Raw genomic sequence first — 21,603 nt, forward strand, 5'->3', positions numbered from 1 at the left:
ATAGTATGTAGGCACCCGTGTAGAGGAACCGGGCAAATGCCCATTTATATGCCGAAAAAAAAGTGAAATCCAAATGTTTGACCTGCTGGAATCCGCCCCTTCCGTTGGATGCTTCCGTCATTCTCGTCGAAAACAGCAACAGCGGCACTTCCCGGTAAATCCGGAAGTACCGCTGTTGCCTTAGGTCGTTTATGCTTTGGCCGTGTAGATCAACTCTTTTTCTTTGATCATTGTGCGTCCAGCCGATTCAATGGTGGAGTATTGGTGCATGTTGGTGATGATCACCGGTGTAATCGTGTTATATCCCGCTTTTTCGATCTCTTCGCGGTCAAACTCCATCAACACGTCGCCAACGGTCACCTTCACGCCAGCTTGTACTTTTGGCGTGAAAAATTGCCCTTTCAATTTCACTGTATCGATTCCGATATGGATCAGCATCTCTGCCCCTTCGTCACTGACAAGACCGATGGCATGTCCGCTCTTTGAAAGGGAGAATACGGTACCATTGACCGGCGATACAGCACGACTTCCAGCAGGCTGGATCGCAAAACCTTTACCCATGATTTCTTCGGAGAATGCAGGGTCAGGCACCTCGCTAAGCGATTTGACTTCCCCATCCATCGGGCTGAAGATTTGTGCAGCTTGAACCGTGCTTGGAGCTTCGACGACAGCTGCAGGTGCGGAAGAAGTGCTGTTGTCCGCAACCGGTGCAGCAGGTGCAGCCGCCGGAGCGTCTTCTTCTTTGATTCCCAAAATGTACGTAATCAGCGCTGCGGCCGCCATCGCAATCAGACCGCCGACAATGGCCAAGATCAATGTGCTGATCGCCGGACTAATGAAGGCAGCAACGCCCGGCAAACCGACCAGACCTGTAATGACGTAAGCTTTGACATGGAAAATCCCCATAAATGCACCGCCGATCGCTCCTCCAAGCAGAGCAGCAATAAACGGCTTTTTATATTTCATGTTTACGCCATACATGGCAGGTTCGGTGATCCCCATAATCGCCGTCAACCCTGTAGAGAAGGCCAACGATTTGGATTGCAGGTTTTTGGCGCGGAATCCGACACCGAGCGCACCGCCAGCTTGAGCCCAGTTGGCTACAAACATCAGCGGTATGATAAAGTCATAACCCAGGCTTGTAATGGAGCCGATAACGATCGGCGTAAGGGCATAGTGCATCCCTGTAATAATGAGCAGCGACATCGTTCCGCCAATCAGAATGCTGGCAACGATAGACATGTTATCGAACAGCCATGAAATACCGCCAGACAACCCGTTACCAATAATGGAACCCAGCGGCCCAATGGCAATCAGCGTGAGTGGAACCATGATCAACAGCGTTACCGTAGGTACAACGATCAATTTCAGCGAAGCATGCGTGATGCGGTCAACCGCTTTTTCCACGTAGGATGCGATCCAGATCGCAATAACGATCGGAATCACCGTGGATGAGTACGTTGCGGCGACGACTTTAATGCCTGCGAAAGACGAATCACCGTTAGCAAGCAATGCCGTAATCGTCGGGTGCATGATGCCCGCGCCCAGAGCCGCGCCGATAAACATGTTGCTGCCCAATTTTTTGGCTGCGCTGACCGCCAGAATGATGGGCAGGAAGTAGAATGCGCCATCACCGATCGCAGACAAGATGATATACGTGGAGCTGGAATCGCTCATCCAGCCAAGGGCTACCAGGATCGCCACGATCCCTTTGATCATACCCGCGCCCGTGATGGCCGGCAGGATCGGCGTGAACATCCCCGCGATGAAATCAAACAAAGCACTTACGGGATTTCTTTTCTTTTTTGTTCCGGTCGAAGCTCCTTCTCCTGTCGGAGCCTTGCTCATATTACTCACAAGCGCGTTGTATACGACGGGTACGTCGTTCCCGATGATGACCTGGAACTGTCCGCCGTTTTCCATTACGCCCATAACGCCCGGTGTATTTTTCAGCGTCGCTTTGTCCGCTTTTTTGTTGTCGTTCAAGTTGAATCTCAATCTGGTCATACAGTGCGTGACTTGGTCAATATTTTCTTCGCCGCCAACCAGCTTCAGGATCTCTTTGGACAATTGTTGTTTATCCATTGCGTATTGCTCCTTTGATGTGTAATGAAAGGTGTAAAAAAAACCTAAACACTGGATAATGAGAGAGCCCCCGGCTTATCATTATTCAACGTTTAGGTTTTGCCTTTTTTGGTTAGTAACAATCCCAATGTTATTCGATTGTTTGTTCATTGCGGACGACCCGTTCAATATGAATCGTCAAGTACAGCACTTCTTCCTTGGAAAGGACCCGGCCATAGATTTTGCGCGTATAATCGCTGATCTTCACCGCACAGGCATGCGCCTCGGGGTATTGCTTGCTGACCAGATCATGAAGCGGATTGTCTTCCACCTTGTCTTCGATCGACGTGCCTTGCAGCACGCGCTGGGCGAAGAACTTCAGATGGGTCAAAAAACGATAATAGCTCAGAGAGTCCTCATCCAGTTCCACGACAAAGCTCCGTCTGACAATGTTAAGAATATCTTTCACGATATTCGTAATGCTGATCGTTTCGCGCATCTCGCCGTTCATTTGGGCATTTACCAGATGCATGGCGATAAATGCACACTCGTCTTCAGGCAGCAACACGCCTAACGTTTCCTCAATAATCTGAAGTGCCTTAAGCCCGATCGCATATTCCTTGCGGTACATGCGCTTGATCTCCCAAAACAATGCGTTGCGAAGCTGCATACCCTGACGATGGCGATCAATGGCGAAATGAATATGGTCGGTCAGCGAAATGTAAATGCTCTCATGCAATTTCTCGCCAAGCACCGTTTCCGCATAGCGGATAATCTCGTCCGAGCACTCGACATATTCGACAGGAATATCGGACAGAAGCGTTTTCAGTTTCTGGGATACTTCCTTGCTTTCCAACGAGAATATTTTTTCGACCAGACTTTCGTCAATCGATTCACCTGTATGCTTTTTGAACGCAATTCCACGTCCCATGACAACAAGCTCGTTGCCTGCGGGATCAACCACGGTAACTACGTTGTTGTTCAGCACCTTCTCGATTTTCATTTCTTCACATCACCTTGCACCGTCAAAATAGTAAAAGGCAAAACCCCGGCAGGGCAATAAGATGTCCCTGCTTCTGGTTTTGCCTGATTGAACAGTAACAATCCAGTATTCATTAGCCTTAGGCCCATACTACCATACATTAATGAATCTGACAAGGTTTTTGTGAAAGCGGTTAATGATGCGGAAATGTATGCGTGGAGATGCTCTTCAACCCACCCCAGAAAACCGAATGAGTCAGATTATTGCTTTTTCAGGCTTGCGCCATTGGTACTATGGACCTCTTTTCATCTCGGCTGTCGATACGCTCCCCCCAGGTCGAAGCAGCTCCCTGTCGAAACGCAAAAAACGGGCAAAACGCCAGCCAAAAGCAGGCTTTCGGAGCACGGCTCCATAAGCGACCTGTTTTCGCATTGGGTTTTGCCCGCCACTATGCGGTTACAATCCATCTATAGTATAGAGAAAGTTATTTTTGCAATTACAGCTGCTCGCCATTGCTTGCAATGACATTTTTGTACCAGTCAAAAGAATCCTTTTTCGAACGGGCCAGCGTACCATTTCCTTCATCGTCCAGATCAACGTAGATGAAGCCGTAACGTTTGGACATTTCGGACGTGGACATGCTCACGAGGTCGATGGGTCCCCATGCCGTAAAGCCCATGAGTTCAACGCCGTCTTTAACGGCTTCCTTCATTTGTTCGATGTGTTTTTTGAGGTAGTCGATGCGGTAAGAGTCATGGATGGAACCGTCCTCTTCCACTTTATCGTATGCCCCAAGTCCGTTTTCAACGATAAATAGCGGCTTCTGATAACGATCCCAGAAGTTGTTGAGCGTTATGCGCAGACCGATCGGGTCGATTTCCCATCCCCAGTCGGACGCTTCCAAATAAGGGTTTTTCACGCCTCCGGTCAAGTTGCCGGATGTTTCCGCTTCGGTCGCCGACGCCGATTTGGTCACGGACATATAATAGCTGAAGGAGATGAAGTCCACGGTGTTGTTCTCCATGATTTCTTCGTCGCCTGGCTGGATGTCGATCACAATGTTGTTTTCTTCGAAATAACGCGCCATGTAGTTCGGATATTTGCCGCGAGCATGCATATCCGTGAAGAACAGGTTGATTTGGTTCTCGAATTGCGCCAAACGCACGTCAACCGGATTACATGTGTTTGCATAAGTTTCCATGCGAGCCAGCATGCAGCCCACTTTTACGTCAGGAATGATCTCATGAGCCAATTTCGTTACGGTTGCACTTGCTACAAATTGGTGGTGCAGTGCTTGATACGTCGTTTGCAGCTTATTATCCACTTTATCGATCAAGATGCCCCCGCCAGTATACGGGCTGAAGAGCATCACGTTGATTTCGTTGAACGTCAGCCAATATTTGACTTTGTCTTTGTAGCGTTTGAACACCGTTTCAGCGTATCTTACATAATGTCCGATGACTTCACGGCCAGCCCAACCGTTGTATTTCAGGGTCAAACCGAGCGGAGTTTCATAGTGAGACAGCGTAACGAGCGGCTCGATGCCATGTTTCAACAATTCATCGAACACTTCATCGTAAAATTTCAGACCCGCTTCGTTCGGTTCCGCATCATAACCGTTCGGGAAAATGCGCGCCCAATGGATCGACATACGGAACACTTTGAAGCCCATTTCCGCAAACAAAGCGATATCTTCTTTGAAACGATGGTAGAAATCGATGCCGAAGCGTTTCGGGAAACGTTCTTCGATTTTGCCCGCCAGGATTTCTTCGATCCGGGAAGAGGAAATTTCCATGGCGTGCCCGCCTGTGCGTTTCTCTTTCGGCACGTGGGCGATCATGTCTGCCGTGGACAATCCTTTGCCGTCTTTATCAAAAGCACCTTCCAATTGGTTCGCCGCCGTTGCGCCTCCCCAGAGGAAATTTTCAGGAAATCCTTTTCTTGCTGTAATCATGAGCAACAACCTCTTTTCAGATAGATATGCATGATGGTTTTGCCGGAAAACAAGAAAAACCTAAACTCAAGGTAAAATAGCGCCTAATAAAAGGAGCGTTCATTTCACCATCAGTTTAGGTTTTGCCTGTCTTCGCAGTAACAACCCATCACACGATGTTATGGATCATATGTTGTTTTTAGCTGTGATGTAAGCGTAACATAATTGCTTTTCGAAATCAACTTGTCCTTCAGCATGAACTTGTTCAGGACTTTTTTTGGGACCTGAGTCACCGGAGCATCGCAGCATGGCAGCTCTCGGCGTATCGATATCCCGCCAATTAGTTTAGTTCGTTTTCAGGACTTTCGTCGCCCTAAAAGCCGGGATGCTTTGCGTGGCCAATCCAGCGTGCGCTCTCCCATGCCCCATAACAGCACTGGTTTATGTCGTCCAGAATTCCCCGCCCTGCCGCCTGTTCTAGCCGTTCTCTCCCAAGGCCCAGGCTCTGTTCTTCAAACAACGCTGCGAATGCATCCTGATGTTTTGAATGGTTTTGAATTACACTCTGCAAGGTAAATATCTTTCATACTCATGTAAGTGTCCTTCCTGTTTTCTGGGGCCATCCACCCCATCTGTTCGATTTGCGGATTTCATTCTTAAGCTCCTTGAAACAAAACTCTCAAATAGTAGACTATTCTTTAACGTGTTTTCATAGAGATATAGAGAGTCAAGGAGGAAGCAGCAGTGACTGAAGAAATAAATACATCCGGTTGGGACGCCATCGAAGCAGCCTGCACCGAAGTATACGGAGCTCAGGAGCCCAAACATTATGGCACGGCCATCCCTTACATGCTTGGCGGACCTGATCCGCTGGATGGCATTAGCGTCTATCAGGCCGAGGCGCCTGTCCCTCATTGGCATTTCGTGACCTATGGTTTTTCCGAGCTTTATGAGAAGGAATCGGAAAACAAGGAATGGAGCGGCTATGGATTCGAACTCACCTTTCGTCTGCTGAGAAATGAAAATGACACCGAACCTCCTGCCTGGGCGCTCAATCTTTTGCAAAATATGGGACGCTACGTCTTCAATAGCGGGAATGTCTTTCATGCCGGGGATTACCTGGATGCCAACGGCCCGATCTGTCTCGGATCCGATACGCTGCTGACAGCGCTGGCTTTCGTGGAGGACGAGGATCTCAAGGAATGCTCCAGTCCCAACGGGCGAGTGCAGTTTCTGCAAATGATCGGCATCACCGGACCGGAACTCGAAACGATGCAAACGTGGAATACGCGTGGATTTCTTGCCGCCTGTAAAGCGTATGTGCCGAAGTACATCACGGATTTGGCAAGAAACTCGTACGAACAGCTCCCTTCGGTGGCGAAAGCCGTGCAGCAAGGCATTGCGGAGGAAGGATCAAGCACGGCATTTTTGTACATTCAACAGCTTGGTTGGACTGCCGGACGGAAGCGTATGCTGCAAAAGAATATTCCTGCAGAACTGCAGCTCGGAGCCAAACAGGCCGGTTTGATCGGCAAAATATTGCACAGCCGCATTTCAAAAAAAGCGCCTCTGTCCCTTATCGGTCCCGACCTCAACGTAACCTTCGAAGCCGGGGAGGATGCCTCGATCCATGAGGATGAGGGCCGGATAACGATAACGGTTCATGAGCAGGCCGTTGCGGAACTATGCGAACAATTGCGACCCAAAGCACGGACATTCGAGCTCGCCTCGCTGCCGGGCATTCTTTTCCGCATCGAACCGACGGAAATCAAAGATCAGGAAGGTCGCGTCGTCGAAACGATCGGTTAATCAGCAAGGAGGAAAACATGTCATCCAACACAGCAACTTTGAGGAAACGATGGGCATGCCCCGGTAGTTCTTCGAAGCCAGCCATACAATATGTAACTCACGACCATCTCAACGTTGTAACTCAAATCAATCATGTTCTGATTCAAGCCTTCCGGGACAGCCTCTCGGCAATCAAAGCAAACTTGACCGCATCCCATCTCTTTCTCTTAACCGATTCGGAAGGTGTATTGCTGGATCTGGAATACAGCAGCGACCTTGAACAGGAGGTTTTACGATCACCGATTCGCAAGGGCATGGTATTTACCGCCGAAAGCTGCGGCACTAACGCCATTTCGGAAACGATGGACTTCAATCAAGCGACCTTTTTGCCTCCAGAGAGGCATGAGAGTCCTCTGTTTCAACAATGGCATTGTTACGCCACACCATTGTCCATAGGCTCGGGGCATGCCGGATATTTGGACGTATCGACCATCGATGCGCACATGCAAGGTGAACTGATTGCCATCGCCAAGCTGATTCCGGCTCAAATGCAGAACTGTTACGAAAACCTGGCAGCGCAAGAGGGAGTCGGCGAAACGGGCATAGAATTCACGGAAAGGCAGCGCACCATTTTGAAGTTGATCGCCCGGGGACTGACGGTCAAGGCGATTGCCCTCAAGCTCAAAATCAAGGAATGCACCGTCAACCACCATAAAAAAGTCATTTTCAACAAATTGGGCGTTCAATCGAGCACGGAGGCCGTTTCGCTGGCGAGCCGCCTTTCATGCCTGTAAGCCACCTATAGATTTCTATAGGTGTGATACGGGAACGTTTGTTGCTATACTTTTTGCATGGAATCGCCTAACAGGGAAAAAACAGGCATATTTATTTTTACAGGAGGGTATTATGTTTACAACCAAAAAGATGTCTTTGATTGCCATGCTGATCATGGTTATGCTCGTAGCTGCCGCTTGCGGCGACAAGGCGAAGGAAAGTAACAGCGCAGAAGAAAAGGTCCAAACGGAAAACGCCGCAAAGACGGACAATGCTGCCACCGATGATGCAAAGAAAGAAGCAGCGGATAACGAAACAGCCGATAACGAAGCAGGCGAAAGCAAAGAAACATCCGCAGAAGCTTCCACGGACGAAGACAAAACCAAAAACGTCGAGCTGGGCACGACCGAAAAAGGATCTTATACGAATGATTACTTTGGCGTATCCCTGAAATTTCCCGAAACGTGGGAGTTCCAGGACGCTGCCGGAATGAACGAGCTGACGAATGCTTCTTCCGAAGCGATTGCCGGCGACGATGCAACGAAGAAGAAACAGATGGAGCTGTCGATGCAAAAAACGTTGAACCTGTTGATGGCATCGGAATTGCCGCTCGGTGGTCAAGAAGTTGGACCGTCCGCGATGGCCATTGCCGAGAAAGTAAGCCTGCTGCAAGGTATTCGCAACGGCAAGGATTATCTCGAAGCCACCAAAAAATTCATGCAGGACAGCCAGTTCCCGTATGAATACAACGATATCACTACCGAAACCATCGGCGGCAAAGAGATGGATCTGATGAAAATCACGATGGATGCCGGCAATGGCACCACCCTTACGCAGGAATACTACAGCACCATTCTTGAGGGCTATGCGTTCAACTTCATCTTTACGTATTTGGATGACAAGAGCAAAGCCACCATTGATGAAATCAAACAATCCGTGCAATTCAAATAATCGTTTGAAGCAAACGCACATGCAAGCTTGAAGCAGCCCCGTGTCCATGATCGGCAACGATCGGGACCGGGGCTTTTTGTTTAGGATCACTCCGAATGCGAATGCATAATGCTATGCTGCAATAACGTTCAAATTCACCCCACTACCCTCGGCCCTCTTACCCCGACATCGCTACCCAGTGTCCTTCCGTGACTTCGACCCAGCGGGATTGCTCCAGGTTGTAACGATCTCCGCCGTTTTCCCCGGCATTGTCCTCTGCGGCAATGCGTTTTTTCTTCGACTCCACGGCCGGATCGGGTACCGGAATTGCCGAAAGCAGCGCTTTGGTATAGGCATGCTGCGGGTTGGAGTATAATTCCTCGCTTTCCGCCAGCTCCACGATTTTGCCTTGATACATGACGGCCACGCGGTCGCTGATATGTTTGACCATCGACAGGTCATGCGCAATGAACAGATATGTCAGGCCAAGGCGCTGCTGCAGTTCCTGGAGCAGTTGCACGATTTGGGACTGAATGGATACGTCGAGGGCGGACAGGGGTTCATCGCACACGATAAACTCCGGCTCCACGGCCAATGCCCGGGCGATGCCGATGCGCTGGCGCTGCCCGCCCGAAAATTCATGCGGATAACGATGCGCATGGGACGGATCTAATCCCACCAGTTCCAGCAATTCTTCCACCCGCTTCTCCCGTTCGGACGTACTGCTGACGAGTTGATGAATATCCAGCGCCTCGCCGATAATGTCCATGATTTTGAATTTGGGATTGAGCGATGCATAAGGATCCTGGAATATGATCTGCATATGGCGTCTCATCTTTTTCATTTCCTGCTTGGAAAGACGGCTCATCGGCACGCCTTTGAACAATACCTCGCCGCCTGTAGGTTCGTGCAGCCTTAGAATGGCACGGCCCGTCGTTGATTTGCCGCTGCCTGATTCCCCGACCACGCCTAACGTTTCCCCTTGCCGGATGTGGAAGCTGATATCGTTGACGGCCTTCAGCGTATTGCCCTTGCCGAGATTGAAATGCTGGCGAAGCGATTGGACTTCAAGAAGCGGCGCTGCGTCCTCTCCATGGCCCGCTACAAGCGAAGCGGGCTTCGGTTTTTTCTTTTCGTCCAGCCGCGGCAGCGCATTCAGGAGCTTGATCGTGTAAGGATGCTTCGGATGGGCAAAAATTTCAGCCGTCGTGCCCGTTTCCACGATTTCACCGTTTTTCATAACGACGACGCGGTCGCACATCCCCGCCACAACCCCCAAGTCGTGCGTAATGAGAATGATCGACGTGCCAAGCTGCTCCTGCATATTTTTCATCAAATTCAGAATCTGTGCCTGAATGGTCACGTCGAGCGCCGTTGTCGGTTCATCCGCAATCAATAGCTCAGGGCGGCAAGCCAAAGCGATGGCAATCATCACCCGCTGGCGCATGCCTCCGGAAAATTCATGCGGATATTGGTTATATCGTACCTCGCTATGCGGAATGCCCACCAATTTCAGCATCTCGATCGCTTGTTTCTTCGCTTCCCGTTTGGATAAACGCTGGTGTTTGATCAGACTTTCCGCGATTTGTTTTCCGATCTTCACGGTCGGATTAAGCGAGCTCATCGGGTCCTGAAAGATCATGCCGATGTCGCGCCCGCGGATGCTTTCCATTTCCTTCTGCGTTTTGTGGGCCAGGTCCGTGCCTTTGAACAAAATCTCCCCGCTCTTCATCTGCGAAGGCGGAGACGGAAGCAGCCTCATGATCGAACGCGCCGTGACGCTCTTGCCGCTGCCTGATTCTCCGACGATGCCCAGCGTCTCGCCCTTGCGCACCTCGAACGACACCCCTCGGACCGCATGGAACTCGTCTTCACCTGAATGAAAAGAGACGGAAAGATCATTGATTTTCAATAAAGGCTGCATGCCGTCACCTGCTCTCTTTCAATTTATGGATTGCACTCATATGTACCGATTTCCACGTCTTGACAATGTTTGAACCCTGAAATAATATATACTATATTCATCGGAATAATGCAATTTAAACTTCAGCGAAAGGGGGATTACTACATTTGAACGTTGCAGAAGGCAGCAAAACGTCACGGCTAGCGGACACCTTGGGTTTCATTTACGGCAAAATGCTGCAGCACCCCTCGTACCGATATGTTCTGTTCATACTAGGTCTGCCGATCCATTTGATCGTGCTTTTTGTATGGCTTAAGGAACGAAAGCAGGATGGCTGGCTCGCTGCCGAGCAGGCCGCAAAGCAGGATTTGCTCGACCCATCCTATCGCGATTCGTTGCGCTCCCGGGTGGAAGATCAGCTCAGGCGCAAGCACCTGTTCTTCAAACAGCAGGTCAGCGAGCAGGAATTCAAACGCCAGGCTGATGAGTGGATGGAAGAAACGTTTCGCAAGGAACTCCGGGAACGTACCGCCATTCGTCTTCAAGAGCAAGGACGGCAGCGGTTAACTTTGGCGGATGCGTACCGCTCGTTGATCAGCCACCGTTGGTTTCTGGCGCTCTCGATCATTCCGGGATGTCTGATGTATCTCATGTTGTTCTTGTACGGGAATTCGTACCTCAAGTACATATTCGAAAGGATTTTGATGACGGTATTCGTCATCTTCGGCGTAGCTACGCTTGTCTTCACCATTTTGTACCTGTCCCCGTTTAACCCGGCGGCGAACATCTTGGGCGAAACAGCGACGCCGGAACAGATCGCGAACTTTAATCGCGTGTATGGGCTGGATCAGTCCTACCTGTCTCAACTGTGGAACAACATCAAGGGAATCGCGCTGTTCGATTTGGGCAAATCCTTCACCGGGAACGAAGACGTCACGGCAACGATTGCCAGAAAATTCCCGATCACGCTGACCTTGGCGGCCATTTCGCTGCTGCTGGCACTGGTGATCGCTCTGCCGATCGGCATTATTTCGGCGATCAAGCCGAATTCATGGTTCGATTATACGTTTATGTTTATCGCACTCATCGGGTTGTCCATTCCGAACTTTTGGCAAGGCCTTATCTTTATTTTGAATTTTTCGATCAAAATGCAGTGGCTGCCCCCTACCTTCAATCCGCAAAATTGGCTATCCATCATCATGCCAACGATTGTGCTGGGAACGGGACTGACGGCGGCGGTGGCCCGTATGACGCGTTCTTCCACCCTGGAGGTCATTCATGAGGATTACGTCATGACAGCCCGAGCCAAAGGTTTGAACGAACGCACCGTCATGTTGAAACACGCCGTTCGCAATGCGCTCATCCCGATTATCACGGTAGTTGGCTTGCAATTTGGGGGCATGCTCGGCGGAGCGGCCGTCACGGAAAAAGTGTTCAATATTAGCGGACTCGGCAGCTACATCGTCGACAAACAATTTATACCTGATATTCCGAGTATAATGGGCGGAGTAGTATACACTGCCATTACGATTTCCATCATCAACGTCATCGTTGATCTGTTGTATGCCTTCATTGATCCGCGTGTACGTTCCAAGATGAAACAATATTAAAGCAGGTGCATCATGACAAAATCGGATTCTACCCTATCGTCCATGCGCTTCCGGCTGAAGTCTTCGCAGGAATACCGTCAGGCAGGCTTCGCCTGGATCGCCACCGTATTGTTGACTTTGCTGCTGCTGTTGAACAGTTACGACTGGAGCCTCGGGGAGATGAAGCCCTTTGTGCTCACGGCAGCGTTGGTTTATCTGTTTTTCGTGCTCGTCCAGACCTTGCTGACGCTGAAGCTTCGAGGCGATTTGCTCCAACATGGACAGGTCGGCACGCTCGTTCGCGGACTGGCCTGGGTTCAGCTTCTGGCCGCGTTGTCCGGCAACATTTTCATCGCTGCGTCCGCATTCCATCTGATCCGGAAGCAGAAGAGCATCGAATATACGTTTGCGGTGTATATGCTGCTCACCCAACTATTCGTGATCGGCGTATCCGCATTGAACGTGTTCAAACCGTACGTGTCCGATACATTCCTGCCTTCGATGGGAGCACTGCTGGGGCTGCTTGCAGCCGAGTTGGGCGTGCTCATTTGCATATCCCGTTATCCCGTTCAACGCCATCTTCCGCGTTGGATGACATGGCTGGGTATTCTGCTGATCCTGATCACCGTCACGGGCAATCTGTTCGCGCTGCTGCTCGGCATTTCGATCATCGGCCGCATCCGTCGGCAGGGAAAACAGAAATCGAACTTCTGGAACGACCTGTGGACCAGGCTCGCTTCCAATATCACGGCAATGTCCGGCCTGTTCTTCATCGTCTTCCTGTTCGCGATGTCGATCTGCAGCCTGTATACCTTTGACTATGGCATGGCCGTGGAAAATGACTACTCGGCGCTCTTGCAGCCGCCTTCCCTGGCTTATCCGCTCGGGACCGACGATTTCGGGCGCGACCTGTTCTCCCGCATCGTATTCGGAGCCAGAATCTCGCTCATCGTGGGCTGCTTGTCAACGCTTATTCCCGTCGTGATCGGCGGCGTATTGGGCGCTGTCTCGGGATTCTACGGCAGGCATACGGATAACATCATCATGCGGCTGCTCGACATTCTTTATGCCATTCCGGGCATTCTGCTGGCGATCGCCATCATTGCCGCCTTCGGCGCCAATACAGTGAACCTGATTCTCGCGCTCAGTCTGGGGGCCATACCAACGTATGCCCGTACGATGAGAGCCAGCGTACTGTACGTCTCCACGTTTGAATTCGTGGAAGCCGCTCGTGCGCTCGGTTATAACAACCGTACCCTAATTTTCAAACACATCATTCCGAACTCGCTCGCCCCGATGATCGTCAAATCGACCCTGACCATCGGCGGCGCCGTCATCGCAACCAGCAGCTTGAGTTATCTCGGACTCGGCGTGGAGCCGCACATTCCGGAATGGGGCAACATTCTCAAATTGGGCAGCACGTATCTGGAAACCCATTCGTACCTGGCGATCTATCCGGGGCTCGCCATCATTCTGCTGGTGCTCTCATTCAATTTCCTGGGTGACGGATTGCGCGATGCCCTGGATCCAAAGCTGGAAAAGGCGTAAAGCCAAACGACCCGCTTAGCCAAAAATGAGCAATATCCTTTGTTTCGATATTTGCGGAATCAAGCATAGGCATGAATCATCTTTCTTTTATCTGACATTATCGTGGAGGTTATGACATGAAATTAAACAAACGTACGCTATTCTCGCTGCTGCTCGTGCTGGTCATCGTGATTTCCGGCTGCAGCGTCAAAACCAAATCGGATGCCCAAACAACGGAGACGCCTTCCAATACGGCGGAAACGACGGATCAAACGCCGGTTGACATCGAATTGCTGGCCCAAAGCTCAAGCGAAAACGACGTAAACATCATTCGCGATCAGCTGACCAAAAATGGTTTCAACGTCAAGTTGAACCTGCAGCCCGACTATGGCAGCTACAAGTCCCAGCAGGACGCCGGAAACTATGACATCGCCTTGTCCAGCTGGACGACGGTAACCGGCAACCCGGATTACGCGGTTCGTTCCCTTTTCAAAACCGGCGGGGATTACAGCATTCTGGCCGACGAGGAAGTCGACAAACTGATCGACCAAGCCGCCACCCAAACGCCGGATCAATACAAAGAAACGTATAAACAATTGGAGCAGCGTCTGGTGACGGACCAAGCCTATATCGTACCGCTGTACAATTCGTTGAAAAGCCAAGCCTTGAATCAAGAGGTCCTGAACGCGGATACGGTACGTCTGTCCAAATCACGGGCCATGGCCTGGGAACCGATTGAGTTCAAAGACAGCTCTCTGAACGCCAAACAGCCTTTGATTCTGACGCAAAGCGCGTCCGTCCTGACTTCCCTTGACCCGATCAAAGGCAACGACGGTTCCATCAACCAGTTGAACACCAACATGTATGTGCGTCTGGTGAACTTGACGGACGATGACCAAATCACGCCGGAAGCCTCCCTTTCCCATAATTACAGCATTGCGGACGGCAATTCCGAATACTATTTCATCCTGCGCGACGACATCAACTTCGCGAAGATCGAAAACAAAAAAGCGGTGGACACCGGCGAACGCGTAGGCGCGGACGATGTCATCTTCTCCCTGGATCGCGCCAAAAATAAAGATTCCGTGCCGGATCACCGGACATACAGCCTGCATGAGCATATCAAAACGGTAGAACTGGTCACCGATCTGGCCGCGCTCGAATCGACGCAGCAATCCGGCGGCGGCGGCTCCGTCAAAGACGCACTGGAGAAAGGATTGGACAGCAAAATCTCCGAACTGGTATCCGACAAAACCAAGGCCGACAACAAAGCCGGAAAATATCAAGTGGTCAAATTAACAACCACCGAGCCTTTCCCGCAAGTATTGAACTACCTGGCTCACCAATCGGCAGGCATCGTGTCCAAGAAACAGGTCGAAAGCATCAATACGTATGATGTGGCATCGTTTGACGTGAACAAGGACATTCCTTACGGAGACCAAAATACGGTAACCGAAGGCGCGGCTTACAACAATACGCTGTACACGAGCGGTCCTTACATCCTGTCTTACAAAAACGACTACGAAGGCGTGTTCCTGAAAAATCCCGGCTATCGCCCCGGCTCTGAATATGCGCCTAAAATTTCTCAAGTCAACGTTCGCTTCATCGCCGATGCGGACAGCGCCCTTTCCGCCCTGCGCAGCGGCGAGATCCACGTTTACTACGGCGTCCCTGAAACGAAGTACGACATTATCGAAGGCGACAGCAAATTGAAGCTGCAAAGCATGCAAAGCAATGCCGTGAGCTACCTGTTGTTCAACACGGCCAACCGCGATGTAGCCAAAAGCAGCGATCTGAGAAAAGCGGTCCTGTATTCCATCAACCAGGATGACATTCTGCAATTCTATAAAAACAACAAACTCAAAGCTTACTCCACCGTTAGCCCGCTCGTTCAAACCGGAAACGAATTGAAGGCCGACCCGGCAAAAGTGAAAGAGTTCCTGGCCGCATACAAAGCTTCAAAGTAAGCCTCATGCAGGGCGGTTTGATCAAAGCCGCATCTCTGGCCCTGCCGAACCCGGGCTAATCCCCGTCTGATCCTTTGGACATCAAACAGCCTCTCCCGCACGCCATGTCGGCTCGCAGGAGAGGCTGTTTTTCACATTTACATCGTTTGATCCAATCGGTCTTCATTACATATCGGCACTTCCCGAAAATATTGTGTCATAAGCACCCCGCTCCTCCTGTGCTCTATTTCACGAAAACTTCCCCGGGCAGAAAGATTAACATGGAAAAACTTGATAACGGAACATATGTTCGCTATAATATAAATACTATCCTGTACATACGCGAGGCATAACATGGACGAAAATTTTATCAAGGAACTGCGGGAAACGAGCCGCGAGGACAGAAGAAGGTCCGAACTGATTATTTTGGGCATGAAAGAAACGTTAAAGGTCAGGAAGGAACAAGGGCGTTTAAAGCGATGGCTTGGATTCAAGAGAGCGGAGAAGAGAATACTGCGACGATTCAACGACTCCCATTTTACTGATTCCAAATAATCGAAAAGGCAAGCACATTAGCGCGAACGATATGTAAGGCATTCCATGCCAAAGAACGTTTCGACATTTGTTCAATAAGAAAAACAACGATTCGCAATTTTTCTTTTGCGGTCATAGCCTTGTTCAACTTTAACTTTGCCAAAAACGGGTACCATTCCATAGGTTAAATTCAAAACAGGAGGCCGGGGCGGCCTCCTGTTCTTCATTCCGTGTTAATGTAATGGAGTTATGGCAAGATTGCGAAGGAGCGAACCGGGAAGCCGGATGCCTTTTCGGCCTTGGGCACGATATTAAAGATGACGGCTCCCTTGGCAGGCACTTGGTCCAAATTCTTCAGCAGCTCCACCTGGTATGTATCTTGAGCAAGCACGTAATACTCTGCCAGCAGCGATCCGTTTTTCTGGTAATCGACCGCCGCATCCGTATCAAACGTTTCGTGGCCGATCGCCTGAATGCGGCGCTCCTGGAACAAAAACTCCAATGCCCCGACAGACCAGCCCGGTGCATGGCTGTTGCCTTCGGCATCCTTGTTGTCGAACTGCTCATGGCTTGGCCAGCGTTTGCTCCAATCGGTGCGCAGCGCCACGAAACTGCCCGGCTCGATCGTCCCGTGCTCCTCCTCGAATGCGAGAATGTGCTCCACATTCAGCGTAAAATCGGGGTTCGCCACAACCGCTTCGGATTGGTCAATAACAACGAGCGGCAGCACAAGCTCCTTCAAATCCAGCTCTTCCAGATATCGAGTATCCCGAACGAAATGGATTGGCGCGTCCAGATGTGTGCCGTATTGCCCAGGAAATGTGAAGCTTTGCGCGAAAAAGCCCTGGTCATGATTGAACAACGTATCAAATCGCGCAGCATCAAAGGCGGAGAAATGCGGTGATTCCGGACCGAAGGTATGGGTCAGGTCAACCCATTTTTTCTGTTTCAATAGCTGCAAGGCTTGCAAAAGTTCGTTCGACATTTGAAATCACCTCATGCGTATATTGGAATAAATTTCTCCTATTATATCCCATCCCCTCGGATTTGTGGAGTATCCCCATGTGGAATATATGAAATAAAAAATTCCAATAATGTTCGGTCATATGTCCCCACAAGCGAAAAAGCCGTGCCTAGGGCACGACTTTCCCAACAATATGATGTCTTTCCGTTGTCTTTGGGGTCTGTACACATCTCCCCCGTATCCAAGCAAGACTCAGGGTATTTCATCTGCCACCTTATTTCTAGTACGCTTCCTTCTACGCTTCTTTATTTTGTTTCTTTATTTTGCTTCTTTACTGAGATTTCTCACTGAGCTTCCTCACTTTGCTTCTTGCTGCCCCTTTTCCGAAAACGCTCGTATTGCTTGTAAACCCATGGCGACTCCTTCGTCAGAATTGGGCCAAGCACGGCCAGAATCAACACGTACAGCACGGCAAACGACTGAATGGAGGCCATTAGGCCTCCCGCTTTGCCGATGTTGGCCATGATGATCGAGAACTCTCCCCGCGACACCAGCGTAAATCCTACGTTCAGCGAAGCTTTGGGCGACATGCCGGACAGCCTGCCCGCAATCATGCCGGCACCGTAGTTGCATACGATGGTCAGCACAACGGCGAGCACCGTCATGCCCACCGCTCCCCCAAGCGAGGCAGGTTCGATCGTCAAGCCAAACCCGAAGAAAAAAATCGCGCCGAAAAAATCTTTGAACGGCATCACCTGATGCTCGATCCGGGAAGCATGCCTGGACTCACCCAGCACAAGCCCCATCATCAGCGCACCGATGGCTTCGGCAACATGCAGCGTTTCGGAGAATCCAGCCACGAGAAACAGCAAGGTCATGACCGTTAACAGAAACAGCTCCGATGATTTGATGTTCAGCGCTTTGTCGATGTACTTGATGCATTTCCGTCCAACGACGAGGAACACCACGATAAACAGCAGTGCCGACAAACACACCAGCAGCACGCTTAAGAACGAAGTCGCTCCGCTAAGCACAAGACCTGTCAAAATGGAAATATGAATGGCAATGAACAGATCATCGAACATGATCATGCCCATGATGATTTCCGTTTCCGGATTTGCGGTGCGCTTCAGATCGACCAGTACCTTGGCCACGATGGCGGTAGAGGAACTGGTCATGATGCCGCATACCACCAGCGTTTCTTTCAGCGGCAGATCCGCCAGCCAGCCCAGGAGCAGACCTGAAGCAAAATTCAAGCCCACATAGAACATGCCCCCGGTCAGAATGGCTTTGCCCGACTTCATGAGCCGGGACACCGAAAATTCCAGCCCAAGATAAAACAGCAAAAACAGTATGCCCAACCTGCCCATAAATTCGATAAAGGTTGAGCTTTCAATAAAACGCAAATCCACGATGCCCCACTGGGGGGCATGCGGACCGACAGCCATGCCGATCAGAATATAGAACGGAATGACCGAAAAACGCAATCGTGCGGATATAAGCCCCGTAAGTGTAATCAGCGCAACGGCAATTCCCACTTCGAATATGAGCTTATCCATGGGCTACAGCCCTCCGGTGGCGAGCAATTGCTTCAGTTGCCTGATCTGATCCCTCTCTCCTGCAACAACGACGGTTGTTCCAGCCGCAAACGTATACTCTGGCCCCGGATTAAATTGTTTGGTGCGGCTTCGCTCTACTACGGCGAGCACGACGGCACCCGTCTCCTGCCGGATATTCAGTTCTCCGATCGTTCTGCCTATGCTTGCCGAGTGCGGCTCGATTCGCAGCCATTCGATGAGCAGGCCCTCCAGCATGACTTCACGTTCATTCTGGAACTGAGGTTTGTAGGTCATGCCGCCAATAATGGCCGCGACGGCGCGTGCTTCATCATCATCCAACGTTACGAGCGAAAGCATGTCGCCCAGCTCTTCCGGATGGTCCCCTGCTTCCATATGAAAGAGATCCCGCCGCTCGTCGTTATGCACGACGATGACCAAATGTTCGCCGCTGCGGGTATGAAGCCAATATTTCCTGCCGATGCCCGGCAGGTCCGTTTCCTTAAAGTGCATGGTCGACACCTCCAGCCGCCGGTGTATCCGGCACTGGGTCAGACATGCTGATCTGCGTGATCCGTATGCGCATGGAGCCCGATGGCGTGCTGACGGCCCTCACTTCTCCTTTCCGCCCCAGCAGCAATTGGTGGCCTACCGGGGACAAGAAGGAGATGCGCCCTTGGTCCGGATCGGCTTCATCCGGCATCGTAATCATGAAAGAGTCCGAAGTGTGAAAATCGATGTACTCAAAGCCCACGCTGCTGCCGATGAGAACCATCGAATCCAGCTCGCCATCCGGCTCCTGTAACAATTTCTCAACGCACTGCGTATACGCCTTCAACAGCCGCTCCATGTGGGTACGTTCCGGTTCGCGCACGTCAAAATAGGCGTCAAGAAACGCTCGTTTCTCTTCACCCAGCGTAATCAGCTGCGCAACCAGCTTCTCTCTGCAATTTTGCACTTGAGACCTACGGTTCATAATAGATCTCACCTCCAATCCACGCCTTTCTCTCCACGTTGCTGCCCGAATGTTGATTTTTCATGCTGCTTTTCCTCCCTTTTTAGCATTAATGACCCCGGAATCCGTGGTCGTAATACCATCTTACCAAATTGAATTTTTTAATCCAGCCTATTTCATTTAACTTCACGTTATCAACACAAAGTCACTTGCAATCATGAGGTACATCACATGTATCCTTGACATCGCATGACAGTTTCATAGAAGTTTTTAATTGCGTCATAAAAAACATTTTATGGGTTTTCATCTCGTATTTTTATGATCTTTACTGTATATTTAACTACAAACTTTTATGCGATTTATGCAAAGAGGGATTCGTATACTTTAACACCACAAAGGAGTGCTTCGAAAAAGTGTCTACGATTACTACTGCTTCAAACCAGTCCACTGCCGCCCAGTATGTTCAATCCGTATATGAATCGGTCATTGCCCGTAACCCGAATGAACCGGAATTCCATCAGGCCGTCAAGGAGATTCTGGACTCCCTTATTCCTGTCATTGAAGCTCATCCAAAATATATGAACCAGGCGCTGCTCGAGCAGCTCGTTGAGCCGGAACGCGTCATCACTTTCCGCGTACCTTGGGTCGATGACCAAGGCAAGGTACAGGTTAACCGCGGTTTCCGCGTGCAATTCAACAGCGCTATCGGACCTTACAAAGGCGGCCTTCGCTTCCATCCGTCGGTATATGCCGGCATCGTGAAGTTCCTCGGCTTTGAGCAAATTTTCAAAAATGCACTGACCGGCCTGCCGATCGGCGGCGGTAAAGGCGGCTCCGACTTCGATCCAAAAGGAAAATCGGATCAGGAAGTCATGCGCTTCACCCAAAGCTTCATGACCGAGCTGTACAAATACATCGGCTCCGATGCCGACGTTCCTGCAGGCGATATCGGCGTAGGCGCGAGAGAAATCGGATACATGTTCGGACAATACAAACGTATCCGCAGCGCTCATGAAGCCGGCGTTCTGACAGGCAAAGGCCTGTTGTACGGCGGAAGCCTTGCACGCAAAGAAGCAACGGGATACGGATGCGTATACTTCGTCAACGAAATGCTGCAATCCAAAGGCCTTAGCTTCAAAGACAGCACCGTGGTCGTTTCCGGTTCCGGTAACGTATCGATCTATGCGATCGAAAAAGCGCAAGAGCTGGGCGCCAAAGTTGTGGCATGCAGCGACTCGGGCGGTTACATCTATGATCCGGAAGGCATTAACCTCGATACGGTTAAACAGCTCAAAGAAGTGGATCGCCTGCGGATCAGCGAATACGTCAAAGCTCATCCACATGCAACGTATACGCCAGGATGCGAAGGCATCTGGTCCATTGCTTGCGACATCGCACTGCCTTGCGCAACGCAAAACGAGATTGATGAGCAAGCGGCAGAACAGCTCGTCAAAGGTGGCGTAAAAGCGATCGGCGAGGGCGCAAACATGCCTTCCACGCTGGCAGCCATCGACGTATTCCTGAAAGAAGGCGTTCTGTTCGGACCTGCAAAAGCAGCCAACGCAGGCGGCGTTGCCGTATCCGCGCTGGAAATGTCGCAGAACAGCATGCGTCTCTCCTGGTCCTTTGAAGAAGTGGATGCAAAGCTGCATGACATCATGCGCAACATCTATGCAAGCTGCGTAGACGCTGCGGATCGTTACGGCTGTCCAGGCAATCTTGTAGCCGGTGCCAACATCGCAGGCTTCCTCAAAGTCGCTGACGCCATGATCGCTCAAGGTATCGTGTAATCCGGACCGGACAACGGGGTGTACCGGGTTCATTTACAGCATAAGCCGTCTTTGCGGCCTGGGTCCATTAAGTGGCGGCCCTTAACCGGCCGGCTCTGGTAACTCCCTCTGATCATACAAGAGGAGTATCCCTTATTGTCATGAAAATGGCATGGGATACTCCTTTTTGTGTGCTTAACCGCACGTGCGATGACTCGAGTGACACGGAGGAAGAACAATCTGCCGAAGACATCCACTGCACCGAATACTTCTCGTTCTTTCGCGACCCTCTGGCACATGTATGTAATGCCCCGTGCATACTTATAAAGTCTGTAACGAACCTGAGAGAGCCTTATTTCCCCCTATCTACGCTTGACCAAATTCTAACG

General features: G+C 50.6%; 16 protein-coding genes. 8 read left to right on the forward strand and 8 right to left on the reverse strand.

Going from position 1 to position 21,603, the window contains the following annotated elements:
* Window positions 1-189: 189 nt before the first annotated feature.
* The 3 genes from RSX24_RS15590 to RSX24_RS15600 all read right to left on the reverse strand — a co-directional run bounded on the left by RSX24_RS15590 (window position 190) and on the right by RSX24_RS15600 (window position 5,000).
* Window positions 190-2,085 carry a beta-glucoside-specific PTS transporter subunit IIABC gene (locus tag RSX24_RS15590; RefSeq protein ID WP_343261108.1) on the reverse strand — a complete coding sequence of 632 codons (1,896 nt, stop codon included), beginning with the start codon at window positions 2,083-2,085 and terminating at the stop codon, window positions 190-192.
* A 130-nt stretch (window positions 2,086-2,215) separates the two neighbouring features.
* Window positions 2,216-3,067, reverse strand: a complete 852-nt coding sequence (licT, locus tag RSX24_RS15595) for a BglG family transcription antiterminator LicT (RefSeq protein WP_236415745.1) — start codon at window positions 3,065-3,067, stop codon at window positions 2,216-2,218.
* Between the two features lie 475 nt (window positions 3,068-3,542).
* Window positions 3,543-5,000, reverse strand: coding sequence for a glycoside hydrolase family 1 protein (locus RSX24_RS15600; RefSeq protein ID WP_236415744.1), 1,458 nt, complete (start codon window positions 4,998-5,000; stop codon window positions 3,543-3,545).
* A gap of 723 nt (window positions 5,001-5,723) precedes the next feature.
* Between RSX24_RS15600 and RSX24_RS15605 the strand changes: the two genes are divergently transcribed.
* From RSX24_RS15605 to RSX24_RS15615, 3 genes are all read left to right on the forward strand, one after another.
* On the forward strand, window positions 5,724-6,788 hold the full coding sequence (locus RSX24_RS15605) for a suppressor of fused domain protein (RefSeq protein WP_236415742.1): 1,065 nt from the start codon (window positions 5,724-5,726) through the stop codon (window positions 6,786-6,788).
* Between the two features lie 17 nt (window positions 6,789-6,805).
* Window positions 6,806-7,561 (forward strand): LuxR C-terminal-related transcriptional regulator, encoded by a 756-nt coding sequence (locus RSX24_RS15610; RefSeq protein ID WP_236415741.1) that lies wholly within the window; start codon window positions 6,806-6,808, stop codon window positions 7,559-7,561.
* A gap of 112 nt (window positions 7,562-7,673) precedes the next feature.
* On the forward strand, window positions 7,674-8,492 hold the full coding sequence (locus RSX24_RS15615) for a hypothetical protein (protein ID WP_236415740.1): 819 nt from the start codon (window positions 7,674-7,676) through the stop codon (window positions 8,490-8,492).
* A 157-nt stretch (window positions 8,493-8,649) separates the two neighbouring features.
* Here RSX24_RS15615 and RSX24_RS15620 read toward each other — a convergent pair whose 3' ends face one another.
* Complete coding sequence (locus RSX24_RS15620) at window positions 8,650-10,395, reverse strand: ABC transporter ATP-binding protein (RefSeq protein ID WP_339273997.1); 1,746 nt, start codon at window positions 10,393-10,395, stop codon at window positions 8,650-8,652.
* Between the two features lie 146 nt (window positions 10,396-10,541).
* Between RSX24_RS15620 and RSX24_RS15625 the strand changes: the two genes are divergently transcribed.
* From RSX24_RS15625 to RSX24_RS15640, 4 genes are all read left to right on the forward strand, one after another.
* The gene (locus RSX24_RS15625; protein WP_236415738.1) at window positions 10,542-11,984 is read left to right on the forward strand and encodes an ABC transporter permease; all 1,443 of its coding nucleotides are present in this window, start codon (window positions 10,542-10,544) and stop codon (window positions 11,982-11,984) included.
* A 12-nt stretch (window positions 11,985-11,996) separates the two neighbouring features.
* Window positions 11,997-13,511, forward strand: a complete 1,515-nt coding sequence (locus RSX24_RS15630; protein WP_339273999.1) for an ABC transporter permease — start codon at window positions 11,997-11,999, stop codon at window positions 13,509-13,511.
* Between the two features lie 116 nt (window positions 13,512-13,627).
* Window positions 13,628-15,457 (forward strand): ABC transporter substrate-binding protein, encoded by a 1,830-nt coding sequence (locus tag RSX24_RS15635; protein WP_236415736.1) that lies wholly within the window; start codon window positions 13,628-13,630, stop codon window positions 15,455-15,457.
* Between the two features lie 333 nt (window positions 15,458-15,790).
* Window positions 15,791-15,991 (forward strand): hypothetical protein, encoded by a 201-nt coding sequence (locus RSX24_RS15640; RefSeq protein ID WP_236415735.1) that lies wholly within the window; start codon window positions 15,791-15,793, stop codon window positions 15,989-15,991.
* Window positions 15,992-16,217: 226 nt separating this feature from the next.
* On the opposite strand, the gene RSX24_RS15645 is transcribed toward RSX24_RS15640, so the two are convergent.
* The 4 genes from RSX24_RS15645 to RSX24_RS15660 all read right to left on the reverse strand — a co-directional run bounded on the left by RSX24_RS15645 (window position 16,218) and on the right by RSX24_RS15660 (window position 19,466).
* Window positions 16,218-16,955, reverse strand: a complete 738-nt coding sequence (locus tag RSX24_RS15645; RefSeq protein ID WP_343261109.1) for a cyclase family protein — start codon at window positions 16,953-16,955, stop codon at window positions 16,218-16,220.
* A 323-nt stretch (window positions 16,956-17,278) separates the two neighbouring features.
* A complete protein-coding gene (locus RSX24_RS15650) occupies window positions 17,279-18,493 on the reverse strand; it encodes a cation:proton antiporter (RefSeq protein ID WP_343261110.1) in 1,215 nt (404 codons plus the stop codon).
* A 3-nt stretch (window positions 18,494-18,496) separates the two neighbouring features.
* Window positions 18,497-19,003, reverse strand: a complete 507-nt coding sequence (locus RSX24_RS15655) for a cation:proton antiporter regulatory subunit (protein ID WP_343261111.1) — start codon at window positions 19,001-19,003, stop codon at window positions 18,497-18,499.
* Window positions 18,993-19,466: a GreA/GreB family elongation factor gene (locus RSX24_RS15660; RefSeq protein ID WP_236415729.1), complete on the reverse strand. Its 474-nt coding sequence runs from the start codon at window positions 19,464-19,466 to the stop codon at window positions 18,993-18,995. The genes RSX24_RS15655 and RSX24_RS15660 overlap by 11 nt, the downstream gene beginning before the upstream one ends.
* A gap of 392 nt (window positions 19,467-19,858) precedes the next feature.
* On the opposite strand from RSX24_RS15660, the gene gdhA reads away from it, so the two are divergent.
* Complete coding sequence (gene gdhA, locus RSX24_RS15665; RefSeq protein ID WP_236415727.1) at window positions 19,859-21,235, forward strand: NADP-specific glutamate dehydrogenase; 1,377 nt, start codon at window positions 19,859-19,861, stop codon at window positions 21,233-21,235.
* Window positions 21,236-21,603: the final 368 nt, after the last annotated feature.

Origin of the sequence: Paenibacillus hubeiensis (assembly GCF_032334105.1) — a bacterium.
GTDB lineage: Bacteria > Bacillota > Bacilli > Paenibacillales > Paenibacillaceae > Paenibacillus > Paenibacillus hubeiensis.